This window comes from Ramlibacter sp. JJN2-2R, from assembly GCF_057747835.1.
In genome coordinates, this window is record NZ_CM173226.1 from 3535256 (window position 1) to 3551105 (window position 15850).

19 protein-coding genes are annotated in these 15850 nt (G+C 71.7%); 11 read left to right on the plus strand and 8 right to left on the minus strand.

Features of this window, described 5'->3' with window-relative positions; genetic code table 11:
• Positions 1–12: 12 nt before the first annotated feature.
• Positions 13–948, minus strand: coding sequence for a LysR substrate-binding domain-containing protein (locus tag AC3ANR_RS17085; protein WP_488289304.1), 936 nt, complete (start codon positions 946–948; stop codon positions 13–15).
• A 104-nt stretch (positions 949–1052) separates the two neighbouring features.
• Here AC3ANR_RS17085 and AC3ANR_RS17090 point away from each other — a divergent pair, with 104 nt between their 5' ends.
• The 4 genes from AC3ANR_RS17090 to AC3ANR_RS17105 all read left to right on the plus strand — a co-directional run bounded on the left by AC3ANR_RS17090 (position 1053) and on the right by AC3ANR_RS17105 (position 5069).
• The gene (locus AC3ANR_RS17090; RefSeq protein ID WP_488289305.1) at positions 1053–2033 is read left to right on the plus strand and encodes a tripartite tricarboxylate transporter substrate binding protein BugE; all 981 of its coding nucleotides are present in this window, start codon (positions 1053–1055) and stop codon (positions 2031–2033) included.
• A gap of 7 nt (positions 2034–2040) precedes the next feature.
• Positions 2041–2889, plus strand: a complete 849-nt coding sequence (locus AC3ANR_RS17095; protein WP_488289306.1) for an N-formylglutamate amidohydrolase — start codon at positions 2041–2043, stop codon at positions 2887–2889.
• Between the two features lie 97 nt (positions 2890–2986).
• A complete protein-coding gene (locus AC3ANR_RS17100; RefSeq protein WP_488289307.1) occupies positions 2987–3217 on the plus strand; it encodes a hypothetical protein in 231 nt (76 codons plus the stop codon).
• 193 nt (positions 3218–3410) lie between these two features.
• Positions 3411–5069 carry a SulP family inorganic anion transporter gene (locus tag AC3ANR_RS17105; protein ID WP_488289308.1) on the plus strand — a complete coding sequence of 553 codons (1659 nt, stop codon included), beginning with the start codon at positions 3411–3413 and terminating at the stop codon, positions 5067–5069.
• Here the strand turns inward: AC3ANR_RS17105 and bamE are convergent.
• Positions 5066–5560 (minus strand): outer membrane protein assembly factor BamE domain-containing protein, encoded by a 495-nt coding sequence (gene bamE, locus AC3ANR_RS17110; protein ID WP_488291836.1) that lies wholly within the window; start codon positions 5558–5560, stop codon positions 5066–5068. The genes AC3ANR_RS17105 and bamE overlap by 4 nt on opposite strands.
• Positions 5561–5601: 41 nt before the next feature.
• On the opposite strand from bamE, the gene AC3ANR_RS17115 reads away from it, so the two are divergent.
• The 3 genes from AC3ANR_RS17115 (at position 5602) to nadB (ending at position 8373) form a co-directional block, all read left to right on the plus strand.
• Complete coding sequence (locus tag AC3ANR_RS17115; protein ID WP_488289309.1) at positions 5602–5832, plus strand: DUF3460 family protein; 231 nt, start codon at positions 5602–5604, stop codon at positions 5830–5832.
• The gene (locus AC3ANR_RS17120) at positions 5832–6686 is read left to right on the plus strand and encodes a segregation and condensation protein A (RefSeq protein WP_488289310.1); all 855 of its coding nucleotides are present in this window, start codon (positions 5832–5834) and stop codon (positions 6684–6686) included. Before AC3ANR_RS17115 ends, AC3ANR_RS17120 begins: the two co-directional genes overlap by 1 nt.
• Before the next feature lie 106 nt (positions 6687–6792).
• The gene (nadB, locus tag AC3ANR_RS17125) at positions 6793–8373 is read left to right on the plus strand and encodes an L-aspartate oxidase (protein ID WP_488289311.1); all 1581 of its coding nucleotides are present in this window, start codon (positions 6793–6795) and stop codon (positions 8371–8373) included.
• A 72-nt stretch (positions 8374–8445) separates the two neighbouring features.
• Here the strand turns inward: nadB and AC3ANR_RS17130 are convergent, their stop codons facing one another.
• Genes AC3ANR_RS17130 through AC3ANR_RS17140 form a run of 3 tightly spaced genes read right to left on the minus strand, consistent with a single transcriptional unit; the run spans position 8446 to position 9907 of the window.
• A complete protein-coding gene (locus AC3ANR_RS17130) occupies positions 8446–8904 on the minus strand; it encodes a GNAT family N-acetyltransferase (RefSeq protein WP_488289312.1) in 459 nt (152 codons plus the stop codon).
• A gap of 18 nt (positions 8905–8922) precedes the next feature.
• Positions 8923–9345: a PaaI family thioesterase gene (locus AC3ANR_RS17135; RefSeq protein ID WP_488289313.1), complete on the minus strand. Its 423-nt coding sequence runs from the start codon at positions 9343–9345 to the stop codon at positions 8923–8925.
• A 37-nt stretch (positions 9346–9382) separates the two neighbouring features.
• Complete coding sequence (locus AC3ANR_RS17140; protein WP_488289314.1) at positions 9383–9907, minus strand: GFA family protein; 525 nt, start codon at positions 9905–9907, stop codon at positions 9383–9385.
• A gap of 139 nt (positions 9908–10046) precedes the next feature.
• Between AC3ANR_RS17140 and AC3ANR_RS17145 the strand changes: the two genes are divergently transcribed.
• Together AC3ANR_RS17145 and AC3ANR_RS17150 are read left to right on the plus strand one after the other, a co-directional pair.
• On the plus strand, positions 10047–10421 hold the full coding sequence (locus AC3ANR_RS17145; protein WP_488289315.1) for a hypothetical protein: 375 nt from the start codon (positions 10047–10049) through the stop codon (positions 10419–10421).
• Between the two features lie 44 nt (positions 10422–10465).
• On the plus strand, positions 10466–11044 hold the full coding sequence (locus tag AC3ANR_RS17150; protein WP_488289316.1) for a PH domain-containing protein: 579 nt from the start codon (positions 10466–10468) through the stop codon (positions 11042–11044).
• Between the two features lie 3 nt (positions 11045–11047).
• Here the strand turns inward: AC3ANR_RS17150 and AC3ANR_RS17155 are convergent, their stop codons facing one another.
• The gene (locus AC3ANR_RS17155) at positions 11048–12943 is read right to left on the minus strand and encodes an ABCB family ABC transporter ATP-binding protein/permease (protein ID WP_488289317.1); all 1896 of its coding nucleotides are present in this window, start codon (positions 12941–12943) and stop codon (positions 11048–11050) included.
• A 39-nt stretch (positions 12944–12982) separates the two neighbouring features.
• Between AC3ANR_RS17155 and AC3ANR_RS17160 the strand changes: the two genes are divergently transcribed.
• Positions 12983–13405, plus strand: coding sequence for an acyl-CoA thioesterase (locus AC3ANR_RS17160; RefSeq protein WP_488289318.1), 423 nt, complete (start codon positions 12983–12985; stop codon positions 13403–13405).
• A gap of 60 nt (positions 13406–13465) precedes the next feature.
• On the plus strand, positions 13466–14551 hold the full coding sequence (locus AC3ANR_RS17165; RefSeq protein ID WP_488289319.1) for an AI-2E family transporter: 1086 nt from the start codon (positions 13466–13468) through the stop codon (positions 14549–14551).
• On the opposite strand, the gene aroD is transcribed toward AC3ANR_RS17165, so the two are convergent.
• Positions 14540–15310 (minus strand): type I 3-dehydroquinate dehydratase, encoded by a 771-nt coding sequence (gene aroD, locus AC3ANR_RS17170; RefSeq protein WP_488289320.1) that lies wholly within the window; start codon positions 15308–15310, stop codon positions 14540–14542. The genes AC3ANR_RS17165 and aroD overlap by 12 nt on opposite strands.
• Positions 15311–15312: 2 nt before the next feature.
• Complete coding sequence (locus AC3ANR_RS17175) at positions 15313–15798, minus strand: thioesterase family protein (protein ID WP_488289321.1); 486 nt, start codon at positions 15796–15798, stop codon at positions 15313–15315.
• Positions 15799–15850: the final 52 nt, after the last annotated feature.

Genomic DNA, 15850 nt, shown 5'->3' on the forward strand with positions numbered 1-15850 from the left:
CGGCGTCCGGCCCTAGGGCGCCGAACGGCGCCGGCGCGGCGCCGCGGGGGCCGGCACGCTGGCCGCGGCCTGCGCCTTGATCCAGTCGGTGAACAGGTCGGCCGCCGGATGCGCACCGAGAGCGCGCCGCCGGCACAGCCAGTAGCCGCGCCCGGTCGACGCGCTGCCGGCCACCGGCATCACCAACCGCCCGGCCGCCAGGTCGGCCTCGACCATGCAGGCCTGCACCACGGCCACCCCCATGCCGGCCCGCGCCGCCTCGATCAGGTTGATCACCAGGTCGAAGCCGGTGCCGCGCCAGCGCGCCGGCAGGCTGGCGCCCACGGCCCGTGCCCACAGGGCCCAGTTGTCGCGGTAGGACGAGTGGTACAGCAGTGGCTGCGCCAGCAGGTCGGCGGCCGAGCCGATGGCGCGAGCGCGGCGCGGCGCGCACACGGCCACGATCTCGCGGCCCACCAGGTAGCTGGCGGCCAGCTGACGCGGCCACTGCCGGCGCGCCGGATCCTTCAGCGCGATCCACAGGTCCACGTCGTCGCGCAGGAAGTCCTCGTCGTGGTGGTACTGCCGCAGCTCGAGTTCGACCTCGGGATGCCGCGCGCGGAAGTCCTCCACCCGCGGCATCAGCCACAGGTTGCCGAGGCTGGGCACCACCGACAGCCGCAGCCGCATGCGGTCGGACCGGCGGCGCAGGTGCACGGCGGCGGCCTCCAGCGCGGCGAGGGGCTTTTCGATGCGGCGCCGCAGCTCCTCGCCCTCGGGGGTCAGGCGCACGCCGGCGCCCGAGCGGGTCAGCACGTCCAGTCCCAGCTCCTCCTCCAGGCGCAGCACCGCCCGGCTCACGGCGGCCTGGGTCACGCAAAGCTGCTCGGCCGCCTTGCGGAAGCTGCCGCTGCGGGCCACGGCCAGGAAGGCATGCAACTCCACCAGCGAAGGGCTGCGGATCGGCATCGGCCGATTACAACATGTCATCACCGCCGACCCAAAAGTCGTTTGCCGCCGCCGCCGGCGCACCGTAGGCTCGCGGCGCACTTCGCTCCCACCTGTCGAGAACCATGAAAACGCGCCAGTTCCTCCAAACCATCGCCTGCGCCGCCGCCCTCGCGGCGACCGGCATCGCCGCCGCCCAGCAGCCCTTTCCCAGCCAGCCGATCAAGCTGGTGGTGCCGTTCGCCCCCGGCGGCTCGACCGACCTGGCCGCCCGCCTGATCGCCGAATACGGCGCCCGCGAGCTCGGCCAGCCGATCGTGGTGGAGAACCGCGCGGGCGCCGGCGGCTCGCTGGGCATGGAGTTCGTCGCCAAGGCCAAGGCCGATGGCTACACCCTGGGCATGGCCACCGTCAGCACCCACGGCGCCAACCCCGCGGTCTACGGCAGCAAGCTCAAGTACGACCCGGTCAAGGACTTCACGCCGATCACCAACGTCGCCACCACGCCCAGCGTGTTCGCGGTCAATCCGAAGGTGCCGGCCCAGGACATGAAGCAGTTCCTGGCGCTGGCCCGCGCCAATCCGGGCAAGTACAGCTTCGGCTCGCCCGGCACCGGCTCGCTCGGCCACGCCAACATCGAGCACTTCGCCGCCCTGGCCAAGATCCAGCTGCTGCACGTGCCGTACAAGGGCGCCGGGCTGGCGATGAACGACGCGCTGGCCGGCCAGGTGGACGCCATCACCGACAACCTGCCGACCGCGCTGCCGCACATCAAGGCCGGCAAGCTGCGCCCGCTGGCCGTGCTGTCGGAAAAGCGCTCCCCCGCGCTGCCCGACGTGCCCACCTACGGCGAGCTGGGCTATCCCCAGATGGGCGGCGGCGGCTGGTTCGGCCTGGTGGCCCCCGCCGGCACGCCGCCGGAGGTGGTCAACCGCCTGAACCAGGCGTTCCACAAGGCGATGAAGAACCCCGAGTTCGTGCACAAGATCGAGGAGTCCGGCGCGACGCTGATCCCCGGCACGCCGGCGGAGTTCGGCAAGCAGATCCAGCAGGCCATGGAGCGCTACCAGCGCGTGGCCAAGATGGCCAAGATCCAGCTGGACTGAGCGCGCGATGGCTCCGTTCACCCTGCTCGAGCCGCAGGCACCGGCGGTGCCGCTGGTGTGCGACTCCCCGCACAGCGGCACCTGGTACCCGGACGACTTCGGCCATGCCATCGCGCGCGAGCAGCTGCGCGGCGGCGAGGACACCCACGTCGAGGCCCTGTGGCAGGCGGTGCCGCAGGTCGGCGGCACGCTGCTGGCCGCGCACTTCCCGCGCACCTACATCGATCCGAACCGCACGCTCGAAGACCTCGATCCCGACCTGCTCGATGCGCCCTGGCCCGAGCCGCTGGCGCCGGGCGAGAAGACGCGCCTGGGCTACGGACTGGTGTGGCGCAACCTGCGCGCCGGCCAGCCGATCTACGACCGACGCCTCACCGTGGCCGAGGTCCGCCAGCGCATCGACCGCTACTACCGGCCCTACCACGCCGCGCTGGCGGCTGCCATCGAACGCAGCACCGGGCAGTTCGGCGCGGTCTGGCACCTGAACCTGCACTCGATGCCCAACGACGCCTACGAGCGCCTGCAGATCGTCAGCCCGCACCCGCTGGCCGACTTCGTGCTCGGCGACCGCGACGGCACCACCTGCGAGCCGGCCTTCGTCGACCTGGTCGAGCGCGAGCTGCGAGGTTTCGGCTACCGGGTGGCGCGCAACGACCCGTACAAGGGGGTGCAGCTGATCGCGCGCATCGGGCAGCCGGCCCGGCGCCGCCACAGCCTGCAGATCGAGATCCGCCGGCCGCTGTACATGGACGAGGCCACGCGCGAGCGCAACGCCGGCTTCGACTCGGTGCAGCGCGACCTGGCCGCGCTGGCGCAGACGCTGGCGGCCTACGTCCGCGAGCAGGCCGCGCGCTGACGGACAGGGCGCGGCTGCCCAACAACTGCTTACCGCTGGTCACCGGCGGGCGGGGGACTCATCCATAGAATGGGCCGGCTCATCCACGAGCCCCTCCATGCCGTCCCTTCGCTCCAGCCAGCCATGCCGTCGCGCCGCCACCGCCCTTCTTCTCGCAGCCTGCGTTGCTCCGCTGGGCGGTTGCGCAGTCATTGCCGTGGCGGACACCGCGGCCGGCCTCGCCGTCTCGGGCGTCGGCCTGGCTGCTGACGCGGCCATCGGCACCGCCCGCATCGCCGGCAAGGCCGTCGGCGCCGCCGCCGATGCGGTGATCCCGGGCGGCGAATGAGGCCGGCCACGGCCGGGATGCAGGCGTAAACTGGGCCGATGGCCTTGCTGCCACCCCCGCCCGCCACGCTGCCGCAGTCGCGGCGGCGCCGCTTCATCACCCGCCTGCACCACTGCGGCCCCCCGCGAACGCGCTGAGCCGGGGTCCGCGCGGGCGTGCGGACGCCGAATCTGGTCCAACTCCGGAGATCCGCGTGCGCATTCCCTTCACCTTCCGTCCACGGCTCGTGGACGCCCTTCGCGGCTATGGCCGCGACCGGTTCCTGCATGACCTGGGCGCCGGCGTCACGGTCGGCATCGTCGCCCTGCCGCTGGCCATGGCCTTCGCCATCGCCTCGGGCCTCAAGCCCGAGGCGGGCCTGTGGACCGCCATCATCGCCGGCGCGCTGGTCGCGCTGCTGGGCGGCAGCAACGTCCAGATCGGCGGGCCCGCCGGGGCCTTCATCGTCATCGTCTACGGCATCGTCGAGCGGTACGGCCTGGCCAACCTGATGATCGCCACCGCGGCCGCCGGCGTGCTGCTCTTCCTGCTGGGCCTGCTGCGGCTGGGCACGCTGGTGCGCTACGTGCCGGTCAGCATCGTGGTCGGCTTCACCAACGGCATCGCCGTCCTGATCGCGGCCTCGCAGCTGAAGGACTGGCTGGGACTGCGGGTCGAGCACATGCCGGCCGACTTCTTTGCCCAGCTGCGCGTGCTGTCCGGCGCGATCGGCACCTTCAATCCCTCGGCGTTCGCGCTCGGCACGGCCTGCGTCGTCGGGCTGGTCGTCTGGCCGCGCCTGTGGCACGCGCGTTCGCCGATGCAGCAGGCGCTGGAGGACCTGCCCGGCATGCGCAGCGCGGCCATCGTGGGCGCCCGCATCCCCGGGCCGGTGGTGGCCCTGGTCACGCTGACCGCCGTCTCGCTGTGGCTGCGCCTGCCGGTGGAGACGCTGGGCACGCGCTTCGGCGGCATTCCCCAGGGGCTGCCCGCCTTCGTGCTGCCCCGGGCCTCGTGGGAGACCGTCAAGCAGCTGGTGACCCCCACGCTGACGATCGCCGTGCTCGGCGCCATCGAGTCGCTGCTGTGCGCGCGCGTGGCCGACCAGGTGAGCGGCCTGCCGCGGCACGACCCGAACCAGGAACTGATGGCGCAGGGCGTGGCCAACTTCGTGGTGCCGTTCTTCGGCGGCATGCCCGCCACCGGCACGATCGCGCGCACCGTGACCAACGTGCGCGCCGGCGCGACCACGCCGGTGGCGGGCGTGGTGCACGCCATCACGCTGGCGGTCGTGGTGCTGGCGGCCGCGCCGCTGGCGCTGCACGTGCCGCTGGCGGTGCTCGCCGGCATCCTGCTGTTCACGGCGTGGAACATGGGCGAGTGGCGCGAGTTCGCGCACCTGCGCCAGTACAAGATGTACTACCGGGTGCTGATGCTCGGCACGTTCTTCCTCACGGTGGTGTTCGACCTCACCGTCGCCGTGCAGGTGGGGCTGGTGGCCGCCTGCGTGTTCTTCATCCGGCAGATGAGCTCGCTGTTCCAGGTCGAACCGGTGACCACCGAAGGCCCCGTGCTGCGCTACCGGCTGTACGGCTCGCTCTTCTTCGGCGCGGTGGCCCGGATCGACCCGGTGGTGCAGGCCGTGGAGAACGGCCCGCCGGCGCCGCAGGTGGTGCTGGACGCGCTGCACCTGGTGCACCTGGACACCTCCGGGCTGGATGCGCTGCGCCAGTTGCACAAGGCGGTGCAACTGCGCGGCGGCACGCTGCGCCTGGACCACGTGCAGCAGCAGCCGCACGACGTGATGGCGCGCGCCGGCTTCGTCGCCGAGCTGGAGGAGCAGCTGGCGCCGCCGCCGGCAGTGGCCGCCTAGGGGCCGCCCTTGTTCTCGGGCGCGTCGGGGTCGGGGCCGCTGGAGGCACGCACCACGTGAAGGTCGCGGTCGAACGACACGGTGAACATCATCGAGGTGTTGGGCGGCTGCATGTAGCGCCAGTCCCACGCCTCCTCGCCCTTGAGCGGGTAGGGCGTCTTCCTCGCCGGCTTGCCGAGCATGCGCCGCACCTCCTCCATCGGCATGCCCGGCTGCACCCGCGCGAAGTTCTCCGGCGTCAGCACCTGGCGCAGCGCGGACATCCTGCCGTCCGGGCCGATGGTGATCATGTAGTTGCGGTGCCCCTCCGGGCTGCGGTTGTATTCGAGGATGCGGGCGCCGCCCGGCCCGTCCCAGACGTTCTCGGGCTGCCCGAACTGCGCCCGCACGTCCGCCTCGGTCGAGACGCCCTCCTCCAGCTTGGCGATGCGGTGCTGGTCGCACCCGCCCAGCAGGGCCCCGAACGCCAGAAACCAGCTGCAAAGCCGCATGCACCACCCCGGGTAAAATCGCTCACTCATCGAGCCAGTCTATGTCCAAGTTGCTCCGCATCTTCCGCCGCCCCGATTACCAGTCCGACGTCACGCAGTTCATCGAAGGGCTCAAGGCGCAGCGGCCCGAGATCGAAGCCCAGCAACGCGCCGGCCGCTCCATCTGGTGGGACAAGCACCTCGATCGCGAGGCCCTGACCGAATACCGGCAGGCCCGCGTGCCGCAGAAGCCCTACGTCTACGGCTCCGGCGGCGGCAACGGCCAGGGCTGATGGACGACCCCGCCGAGACCACCCTGCCCGAGCCGCCGGCGCCGGAAGTCCCCGGCATGCCCGACGTGATCGACCAGGTGGCGCTCGCGCGCCTGTACGGCGAACCGCTGTTCGCCATGCCCAGCGACCTGTACATCCCCCCGGATGCGCTGGAGATCTTCCTGGAGGCCTTCGAGGGCCCGCTGGACCTGCTGCTGTACCTGATCCGCAAGCAGAACTTCAACATCCTGGACATCCCGATGGCGGCCGTGACCCGCCAGTACCTGCAGTACGTCGACGAGATCCGCACCCGCAACCTCGAGCTGGCGGCCGAATACCTGCTGATGGCGGCCATGCTGATCGAGATCAAGTCGCGCATGCTGCTGCCGCCCAAGAAGACCGCCGAGGGCGAGGAGGCCGAGGACCCGCGGGCCGAGCTGGTGCGCCGCCTGCTCGAATACGAGCAGATGAAGCTGGCCGCCGCGCGCCTGAACGCGCTGCCGCAGCTCGGGCGCGACGTGCTGCGCGCGCAGGTGTTCATCGAGCAGTCGCTGCAGCCGCGCTTTCCCGACGTCGACGTCGTCGACCTGCAGGACGCCTGGCGCGACATCCTCAAGCGCGCGCGGCTCGTGCAGCACCACAAGATCACGCGCGAGGAGCTGTCGGTGCGCGAGCACATGAGCATCGTGCTGCGCAAGCTCCAGGGCCGCCGGTTCGTCGAGTTCGAGAACCTGTTCGACGTCGACCGCGGCGTGCCGGTGCTGATCGTCACCTTCATCGCGATGCTGGAGCTGGCCAAGGAATCGCTGATCGAGGTGACGCAGGCCGAGGCCTTCGCGCCCATCTACGTCCGGCTGGCCTACCAGCCGGCATGAGCCCCGCGGCTGTCAATGCGGGCTCGATCCGCGATCCAGGCCCCGCGCCCGATGCGCACCCCGTCACCGGATGCCGGGTCGAGCCCGGCCTGACAAGGTCACAGACATGAGCACCACCCTCGATTTCGACGTCCTCATCGTCGGCAGCGGCCTGGCCGGCCTGTCGGCGGCCCTGCACCTGGCGCCCACGCACCGGGTGGCGGTCATCACCAAGCGCGCGCTGTCCGACGGCTCCAGCGGCTGGGCCCAGGGCGGCATCGCGGCGGTGATGGACCGCAGCGACAGCTTCGAGTCGCACGTGGACGACACGCTGGTCGCCGGCGCCGGCCTGTCCGACCCCACCGCCACCCGCTTCGTCGTCGAGCATGCGCCCGAGAGCATCGAGTGGCTGCGCGGGCTGGGCGTGCCGTTCTCGCAGGAGGACGGCCATCTGCACCTCACGCGCGAAGGCGGCCACAGCGCCCGGCGCATCGTGCACGTGACTGACGCCACCGGCGCGGCCGTGCAGCGCACGCTGATCGAGCACGTGCGCAACACGCCCAACATCCGCATCTTCGAGCACCACACGCTGGTCGACCTGATCACCAGCCGCCGCATCGGCCAGCAGCCGCAGCGCTGCCTGGGCCTGTACGCGCTGGACGGCCGCACCGACGAGGTGGTCACCTTCGGCGCGCCGCAGACCATCCTGGCCACCGGCGGCGCGGGCAAGGTGTACCTGTACACCACCAACCCCGACACCGCCACCGGCGACGGCATCGCCGCCGCCTGGCGCGCCGGCTGCCGGGTGACGAACATGGAGTTCATCCAGTTCCACCCGACCTGCCTGTACCACCCCAACGTCAAGAGCTTCCTGATCAGCGAGGCCCTGCGCGGCGAGGGCGGCCAGCTCAAGCTGCCCGACGGCACGCGCTTCATGCCGCAGCACGACCCGCGCGCCGAGCTGGCGCCGCGCGACATCGTGGCGCGCGCGATCGACTTCGAGATGAAGAAGCACGGCATCGACTGCGTGTACCTGGACATCTCGCACCTGCCCGCGGCCTTCATCCTCGAGCACTTCCCCACCATCCATGCGCGCTGCCTGGAGCTGGGCATCGACATCACGAAGCAGCCGATCCCCGTCGTGCCGGCGGCGCACTACACGTGCGGCGGCATCCACACCGACCTGGCCGGGCGCACCGACCTGCCGGGACTGCACGCCATCGGCGAGACGGCGTACACGGGACTGCACGGCGCCAACCGGCTGGCCAGCAACTCGCTGGTCGAATGCATGGTGTTCGCCCGCTCGGCGACGCAGGACATCCTGGCCGCGCCGCAGCCGGCCGTGCCCGCCCTGCCCGCCTGGGACGCCAGCCAGGTCACCGACGCCGACGAGTCGGTGGTGATCTCCCACAACTGGGACGAACTGCGCCGCTTCATGTGGGACTACGTGGGCATCGTGCGCACCAACAAGCGCCTGGAACGGGCCGCGCACCGCATCCGCATGCTGCAGGAAGAGATCCAGGAGTTCTATGCCAACTTCCACGTCAGCCGCGACCTGCTGGAACTGCGCAACCTGGTCACCGTGGCCGACCTGATCGTGCGCTCGGCGCAGGCGCGGCACGAAAGCCGCGGCCTGCATTTCAGCCGCGACTACCCGCAGCAGCTGCCCGACCCGCAGCCGACGACGCTCGTCCCGGGCACCAACTGACCACGCCCCGCCGATCCCGCCGGTCAGTGCGCCACCAGCAGCGCGCCGCGCGCGATGGCCAAGGCAGCCGGCTCAGGCAGCGGCCTTGCGCATGAACACGCTGTTCGGGTCGTCGGTGTAGGCACCGAACGGCCCGCAGCGCTCGTAGCCGGCGCGCGCGTACAGCAGCAGCGCCTCGGCCTGCAGGTACCCGGTCTCGAGCACGAACGACGTGCAGCCGCGCGAGCGCGCCTGGCCTTCCAGGAAGGCGAGCAGCCGCCGCCCGATGCCCAGGCCGCGGCAGGCGGGCGACGTGAACATGCGCTTGAGCTCGCCGGCATGGTCGCCCAGCACCATCGCGCCGCAGCCGACCGCCCGGCCCTGCGCATCGCGGGCAACAGCGAACAGCACGTTGGGGCGCGACAGCGCGTCCAGGTCGATGCCGTGGAAGCTCTCCAGCGGATAGAGCGGCTTCTGGTACGCGTCGAGTGCCTCGACCAGGGCCAGGACGTCGGGCTGGCCGGCGGGCTCGAGGCGGATGGTCGCGGTCATCGGCCGGTCATCCGTCGGTCAGCGGGACTCGCCGGGCGCGGCCGGAATGACCAGCTGCGTCTGCGTGACCACCGCGCACAGCTTGCCGTCCTCGGTCGTCACGAGCGTCTGCCAGACCTGCGTGGTGCGGCCGCGGTGAAACGGTGTCGAGGTGCCGATGACCGTGGTTCCGGCCGGCGCGCCCCGCGTGAACTTGGTCGACGAGTCGGTGGTGGTCGTGCGCGCGCCCTTGGGCAGGTTCAGGAAGGTGCCGATCGCGCCCAGCGTGTCGGCGAACGCCATGAACGCGCCGCCGTGCAGCGATTCGCCGGTGGTGCACAGGTCCGCGCGCACCCGCATCGCGGCGACCACGCGCTCCGGGCCGGCCTCGCGCAGCTCGATCCCCATCAGCCCGGGAAACAGCGGCGCGAGCAGCGCCTGCATGGATTCGACCTCGTTCATCGCCGGCTCCTTCGACAGGCCCGCATTCTCGCGCCGCTCACGCACCGCCGCCCGCCAGCCCGGCCTGGTACGCCTCGATCCGCGGCAGCAGCTCGCGGCGCCGCTCCAGGCTCTCGCGCGGCCAGTACGCCTCTCGGTCGTAGTACTGCGGCACGGCGGGCGTGCCCGGCGGCAGCACCACCCATGGCTGCTTCGACGCGGTGAAGATGTGGATGTCCGGCGGCAGGTGGTCGGGCTGGTCGAGCGTGCCCACGCGCACGAAGCGCAACAGCGGGCCCGCGCCCGCGTAGTTGCTCCAGACGGCGATCCGGCACCGCGGGCAGCGGGCGATCTTCTGGCCCTTGCCGCTTTGCGACGGCGTGTCCACCAGCTCGGGCTCGCCGGCCAGCAGCTCGACCCGGTCGGCCTCGACCATCGCGTTGAGCGCGAAAGCCGACCCGCTCTCGCGCTGGCACCAGCGGCAATGGCAGCAATGGACGAACAGCGGCCGCGTGCGCAGCCGGTAGCGCACCTGGCCGCAGTCGCAGCCGCCGTCGAGGGGGAAAGGGTCCGCCCGGTCCATGCCGTCGTTTATACCGTCGCCCGCGTGCCCGCGGCCAGCCGGGCAGCCCGCGCCGTGCGTCGGCTCGCGGGAAACCCCGCGGGCGCCGGCCCGGCGGCCGGCGAGACACTTGGGCTGCCGCCCTCGCGCGGACCTGCCCATGAACAGCGAACCGATCCCCCTCCACGTGCCCACCGGGCTCGCCGAGCACCTGCGCGGCGCCAGCCGCACGGTGGTGCAGAGCCTGCTCAACGTGCTGGGCCGGGCGGGCGATTCCGACGAGCGCAAGCTCGAAGCCGTGCGGCTGGAGGTGCTGCAGGCGCTGCAGGCGAGCGGCGCCGCCGACGCCGACCTGGAGATGCGGGTGCGGTACTGCACCGACCTGGAGAACATGTGGTTCCTGCGCCCGCAGGTGAACGCCGCCCTCGTGCGCGGCCTGGGCGAGGCGCGCGCCGCGCAGGCCCTGCACCGCATCACCGCGCTGTTCATCGGCGCCGGCTTCCCCGTCCCCGGCTCGCGCCCGCGGCGGCGTTAGCCCGGCCCTGCGCCGCTAGACTGCGCGGCGGAGGAACACCCGCCATGCAGACACCCGCCATCCAGGTAGCCGGCACATCGGGCCACGCCGCTCCGCCCTTGCGCGCCGGCTTCAACCCCCTGATCCGCCCCTACCTCGTGCTGCAAGTCGGCCTGGCGCTGGTGCTGACGATCGTCGGCATCCCGCTGGCGATCGTGTGGTTCCTCGGCCTCGGGCCGTGGTGGGCACGGCACTGGTTCGACAAGCTCGAATGCGAGCTCGGCCCGCACGCGCTGCGCTTCCGCAAGGGCATCCTGTTCCAGGTGGAGAAGACGATCCCGCTGGAGAACATCCAGGACGTGACCTTCATCGAAGGCCCGCTGCTGCGCCGGTTCAACCTGGCGGTGCTGAAGTTCGAGACCGCCGGCCACAGTGCCCGCCAGGCCAGCGACATGCAGCTGGTGGGCGTGCTCGACGCGCACGAGTTCCGGGCCGAGATCCTGCGCCGCCGGCAGCTGTTGCGCGATGCACACGCGCCGGCGCAGCGCACCACTGCTGCCCCGCAGGACGAGGTGGTGCAGGTGTTGCGCGAGATCCTGGCCCGGGTCGATGCGATCGCGGCCGCCGTGCGCGAGCCGCGCTGAGCGTCAGGCCCCGGCGGGCACGGCCTCGCTGCCCTGCCGCTGCTGCAGCTGCCACATGCGGGCGTAGCGGCCGCCGCGCGCCAGCAGCGCGTCGTGCGTGCCGCGCTCGACGATGTGGCCGGCTTCCATCACCAGGATCTCGTGGGCGTCGACCACGGTCGACAGCCGGTGGGCGATCAGCAGCGTGGTCTTGTTGCGCGAGGCGCTCTTGAGCTCGGCTTGGATGGCGCGCTCGTTGGCCGAATCGAGCGCCGAGGTCGCCTCGTCGAAGATCAGGATGGGCGGATCCTTCAGCAGCGTGCGGGCGATCGCCACGCGCTGCTTCTCGCCGCCCGAGAGCTTGAGCCCGCGCTCGCCCACCATCGTCTGGTAGCCCCTGGGCGTGGAGGCGATGAAGTCGTGGATGCGGGCCGCGCGGGCGGCTTCCTCCACCTCGGCGCGGCTCGCGCCGGGCCGGCCGTACGCGATGTTGTATTCGACGGTGTCGTTGAACAGCACCGTGTCCTGCGGCACGATGCCGATCGCGCGCCGCACGCTGGCCTGCGTCACCTCGCGCAGGTCGTGGCCGCCGATGGTGATGCGGCCCTGCTGCACGTCGTAGAAGCGGTACAGCAGCCGCGCCAGGGTGGACTTGCCCGAGCCCGACGGGCCCACCACCGCCACGGTCTTGCCGGCGGGGATCTCGAAGCTGACGTCGTGCAGGATCACCCGGGACGGCTCGTAGCCGAAGGTGACGTGCTCGAACCGCACCGACCAGTCGTGCACCGGCGTCGCGGGCGCCGCGTCCTGCGCGCCGGCGGGCGGCAGCTGCAGCGCGCGCGCCCCCGGGCGGTCGGCGACTTCGCGCTCGCGGTCCATCAGCGCGAACATCTTGTCCAGGTCGGTCAGGCTCTGCTTGATCTCGCGGTACAGCACGCCCAGGAAGTTGAGCGGGATGTACAGCTGGATCATGAAGGCGTTCACCATCACCAGGTCGCCCAGCGTCATGCGGCCGTCCACGACACCCTGGGTGGCGCGCCAGAGCATCGCCACCAGGCCGACGGCGATGATCAGCTGCTGGCCGGTGTTGAGGATCGACAGCGTCGTCTGGGCCTTCAGCCGCGCGCGCCGCAGGCGCTCCAGGCTCTCGTCGTAGCGGTGGGCCTCGAACGCCTCGTTGTTGAAGTACTTGACCGTCTCGTAGTTCAGCAGCGAGTCGATCGCCTTGGTGTGGGCGGCCGAATCGAACTCGTTGGCCTGGCGGCGGAACTTGGTGCGCCACTCGGTCACCGAGACGGTGAACGCGATGTACAGCGCCAGCGCCACCAGCGTGATCCAGGCGAACCAGGCGTCGAACTTCACCGCCAGGATGCCCAGCACCAGCGCCACCTCCACCAGGGTCGGCACGATGCTGTAGAGCGAGTACGAGATCAGCGACTCGATGCCGCGCACCCCGCGCTCGATGTCGCGCGTCATGCCGCCGGTCTGGCGCTCCAGGTGGAAGCGCAGCGACAGCGCATGCAGGTGCTCGAAGGTCTGCAGCGCGATGCTGCGCGCCGCGCCCTGCGTCGCCTTGGCGAACACCAGTTCGCGCAGCTCGGTGAAGAGGGACGTGGACAGCCGCAGCAGGCCATAGGCCAGCAGCAGGCCGACCGGCACGACCAGCACCGACACCGGGTCGCCGGGCTTGAGGCTCATCGTGTCGACCAGGTTCTTCAGCAGCACCGGCACGCCGACGTTGGCCACCTTGGCGGCGATCATGAACGCCAGCGCGGCCAGCACCCGCCACTTGTAGCCCCACAGGTAGGGCAGGAGGCGCTGGAGCGTGGACCAGTCCGGGCTGCCCGCGGCGGCAGCGGCGGCGGAAACGGGAGCGGTGGGGGCGAGCGGGGCGGGGGCGGCTTCGCCGTGGCGGCGCATCAGGGACAATCCGGGGGTTTGCGAGGGGAGATTGTGCCCATGTCCACGAAATCAAGCGCGCAGCCGCTCGGCCCGGCCGAGCCTCCGTCCGACAAGGAACTGGTGCTGAAGGTGATCCCGATGCCGGCCGACACCAACGGCAACGGCGACATCTTCGGCGGCTGGGTGATGGCGCAGGTCGACCTGGCCGGCTCGGTGATCCCGGCGCGCCACGTCAACGGCCGCATGGCCACCGTCGCGGTGAACGAGTTCATCTTCAAGCAGCCGGTGCGCGTGGGCGACATCCTGTCGTTCTACGCCGCGGTCAGCCGCATCGGCCGCACCTCGATCACGGTGCAGGTGGAGGTGTATGCCGAGCGCTTTCGCGCCCAGGGCCGGTTCGTGAAGGTGACCGAGGCGTCGCTCACGTACGTGGCCATCGACGACAGCGGCCGCCCGCGCCCCATCGAGGAGCGCGACTAGCCTGCCCCGGTCGGGCCGGCGTCGGCCACCGGCCGCGCATCCGATGCTACGCTCGCGCGCATGACCCAACCGCCGGACCCGCTGCGCTCGCCCGCGCTGGAGCACAAGACGCTGCTGTGGCTGGTGGTGGGCTTCACGGTGGCGTTCGGCTTCGTCCTGTGGCCGCTGGCCGGCGCCCTGCTGTGGGCGATGTTCCTGGCCATCGTCTTCTGGCCCATGCACCTGCGCTGCAAGCGGCTGGTCAAGCGGCCCTCGCTGGCGGCGTTCCTCACGCTGCTGTCCATCGTGCTGATCGTCATCGTGCCGCTGGCGCTGGTCAGCGCGTCGGTCGTGCAGGAGGCGTCGCTGCTGTACCAGACGCTGCGCTCGGGCGAGCTGCGCCCGGGCGACTACCTGCAGCGCGTGCTCGACGCCCTGCCCGCCTGGGTGCAGGCCTTGCTGGCGCGGTTCGGCCTGACCGACGTGCCGGCCCTGGCGCGCCGCGCCGGCGAGGTGCTTTCGAGCAGCAGCCAGTTCCTCACCACCAAGCTGCTGGGCCTGGGGCAGAACACGCTCAACTTCGTGGTGTCGTTCTTCATCATGCTGTACGTGCTGTACTTCCTGCTGCGCGACGGCCGCGAGCTGTCGGACCAGCTCACCCGCTCGATGCCGCTGCGGGTGAACCAGACCCGGCAGCTGCTGGAGCAGTTCGTCGCCGTCGTGCGCGCCACCGTCAAGGGCAACGTGGTCGTGGCGCTGATCCAGGGCGCGCTCGGCGGCCTGGCCTTCTGGTTCCTCGACGTGCCCGGCGCCACGCTGTGGGGCGCCTTCATGGCGCTGCTGTCGCTGCTGCCGGCGGTCGGCGCGGCCATCGTCTGGGGCCCGGTGGCGCTCTACAAGCTGTTCACCGGCGAGGTGGCCAGCGGCGTCGGGCTCATCGTCTGGGGCGTGCTCGTGATCGGCCTGGTCGACAACGTCCTGCGGCCGATCCTGGTGGGGCGGCAGACCAGCCTGCCCGATTACGTGATCCTGGTGGCCACCGTCGGCGGCATCGGGCTGTTCGGCCTGAACGGCTTCGTCATCGGGCCGGTGATCGCCTCGATGTTCCTGGTCTGCTGGAACCTGCTGAACGAGGTGCGCGGGCACGCGCCGGACTCAGGCGCCTGACGCGCGCCCCAGCACGTCGAGCGCCGCCCGCAGGTCGCCGATGGGCAGCTGCCCCGGCGCCGAAGCCGCCTGGCCGGCCGCGAACGTGAGCGCGGAACCGAACTGGCCCGCGCACACGCGCGACACCGCGCCCAGCCGCCCCATCGCCATGCCGGCCACCGCGATCGGCAGCTGCCCGCTCGCGCGCCAGGTGGCCTGCAGGAGCGCGAGCACGTCGCCGGGCGACTGCGGCATCACGGCGACCTTGCCGACGTCGGCGCCCAGCCGGTGCGCCTGCTCGAAGCGCGCGACCAGCTCCTGCTCGGGCGGCGTGCGCTGGAAATCGTGGAACGAGAGCACGAGTGTGAGCCCGTGAGTACGCGCGGCCGCCGCAATGGCGGCCAGGTGCCGCGGCTCGGCCCCCATCTCGGTGTCGAGCAGGTCCACCGCGCCGCCGGCCGCCACCGCGCCGTACAGGTCGGCCACCTGCGCTTCGTCGAGCGCGATCGCCTCGCCGCCCTCGCGCCGGGCGCGGCGCGTGAAGAGCAGCGGCAGGCCGCCCGCGGCCGCCTTCAGCTGCGCGGCCAGCGCCACCACGTCGGCGGTGCGGCCGATGCCCTCGTAGAAGTCGACGCGCCACTCCAGCAGGTCCGGCCGGCTCGCCGCGGCCGCGGCCGCCTCGCGCACCAGCGCGTCGGCCGTGCGCGCCACCAGCGGCACGCACACGGCAGGCAACCTGCCGCCGGCCAGGGGTTTGCCACGGACGGGGATGGCGCGCATGGTCAGGAGACGATGTAGGCAGCGGCGCCGGTGGACAGCAGCTTGCCGTCGGCGCCCAGGAATTCCATCCGCGTGGAAGCCACGCGCGAGCCCAGCCGCAGCACCTCGGCGCGCAGCTCGAACGCTTCGCCGATGGCGGGGCGCAGGTAGTCGATGCGCAGGTCGATCGTGCCCAGCTTGGAGAACCGGTGCAGCCGCGCGCCCGGCGGCTCGTCCATGTGGCGCGCGCCGATCGCCGCCATGCAGGCCAGGCCGCCCATCGCGTCCAGCCCGGCGGAAATGACGCCGCCGTGCAGGCGGTTGTAGGCGAAATGGCCGACCAGCTCGTGCTTCATGGCCAGCCGGCCCGCCACCCGGTCGGGCCGCAGGCTTGCGATCTTCAGGCCCAGCAGCTGGTTGAAGACGATGCGCTCCTCGAAGATCGCCTTGAGCCCGTCGACGAACTCGGGCTCGAACTCGGTCACGCCCGCCGGCGGGTTCTTGCTCATGCCGGCATTGTCCCGCAGATGGCCACGGCGCCCCCATGGCTGGGCCACACCG

Bases quoted from the DNA above. Each gene is read 5' to 3' on its own strand.
- AC3ANR_RS17085 (WP_488289304.1), bottom strand. From the start codon at position 948: ATGCCGATCCGCAGCCCTTCGCTGGTGGAGTTGCATGCCTTCCTGGCC.
- AC3ANR_RS17090 (WP_488289305.1), top strand. From the start codon at position 1,053: ATGAAAACGCGCCAGTTCCTCCAAACCATCGCCTGCGCCGCCGCCCTC.
- AC3ANR_RS17095 (WP_488289306.1), top strand. From the start codon at position 2,041: ATGGCTCCGTTCACCCTGCTCGAGCCGCAGGCACCGGCGGTGCCGCTG.
- AC3ANR_RS17100 (WP_488289307.1), top strand. From the start codon at position 2,987: ATGCCGTCCCTTCGCTCCAGCCAGCCATGCCGTCGCGCCGCCACCGCC.
- bamE (WP_488291836.1), bottom strand. From the start codon at position 5,560: ATGCGGCTTTGCAGCTGGTTTCTGGCGTTCGGGGCCCTGCTGGGCGGG.
- AC3ANR_RS17115 (WP_488289309.1), top strand. From the start codon at position 5,602: ATGTCCAAGTTGCTCCGCATCTTCCGCCGCCCCGATTACCAGTCCGAC.
- AC3ANR_RS17120 (WP_488289310.1), top strand. From the start codon at position 5,832: ATGGACGACCCCGCCGAGACCACCCTGCCCGAGCCGCCGGCGCCGGAA.
- nadB (WP_488289311.1), top strand. From the start codon at position 6,793: ATGAGCACCACCCTCGATTTCGACGTCCTCATCGTCGGCAGCGGCCTG.
- AC3ANR_RS17130 (WP_488289312.1), bottom strand. From the start codon at position 8,904: ATGACCGCGACCATCCGCCTCGAGCCCGCCGGCCAGCCCGACGTCCTG.
- AC3ANR_RS17135 (WP_488289313.1), bottom strand. From the start codon at position 9,345: ATGAACGAGGTCGAATCCATGCAGGCGCTGCTCGCGCCGCTGTTTCCC.
- AC3ANR_RS17140 (WP_488289314.1), bottom strand. From the start codon at position 9,907: ATGGACCGGGCGGACCCTTTCCCCCTCGACGGCGGCTGCGACTGCGGC.
- AC3ANR_RS17145 (WP_488289315.1), top strand. From the start codon at position 10,047: ATGAACAGCGAACCGATCCCCCTCCACGTGCCCACCGGGCTCGCCGAG.
- AC3ANR_RS17150 (WP_488289316.1), top strand. From the start codon at position 10,466: ATGCAGACACCCGCCATCCAGGTAGCCGGCACATCGGGCCACGCCGCT.
- AC3ANR_RS17155 (WP_488289317.1), bottom strand. From the start codon at position 12,943: ATGCGCCGCCACGGCGAAGCCGCCCCCGCCCCGCTCGCCCCCACCGCT.
- AC3ANR_RS17160 (WP_488289318.1), top strand. From the start codon at position 12,983: ATGTCCACGAAATCAAGCGCGCAGCCGCTCGGCCCGGCCGAGCCTCCG.
- AC3ANR_RS17165 (WP_488289319.1), top strand. From the start codon at position 13,466: ATGACCCAACCGCCGGACCCGCTGCGCTCGCCCGCGCTGGAGCACAAG.
- aroD (WP_488289320.1), bottom strand. From the start codon at position 15,310: ATGCGCGCCATCCCCGTCCGTGGCAAACCCCTGGCCGGCGGCAGGTTG.
- AC3ANR_RS17175 (WP_488289321.1), bottom strand. From the start codon at position 15,798: ATGAGCAAGAACCCGCCGGCGGGCGTGACCGAGTTCGAGCCCGAGTTC.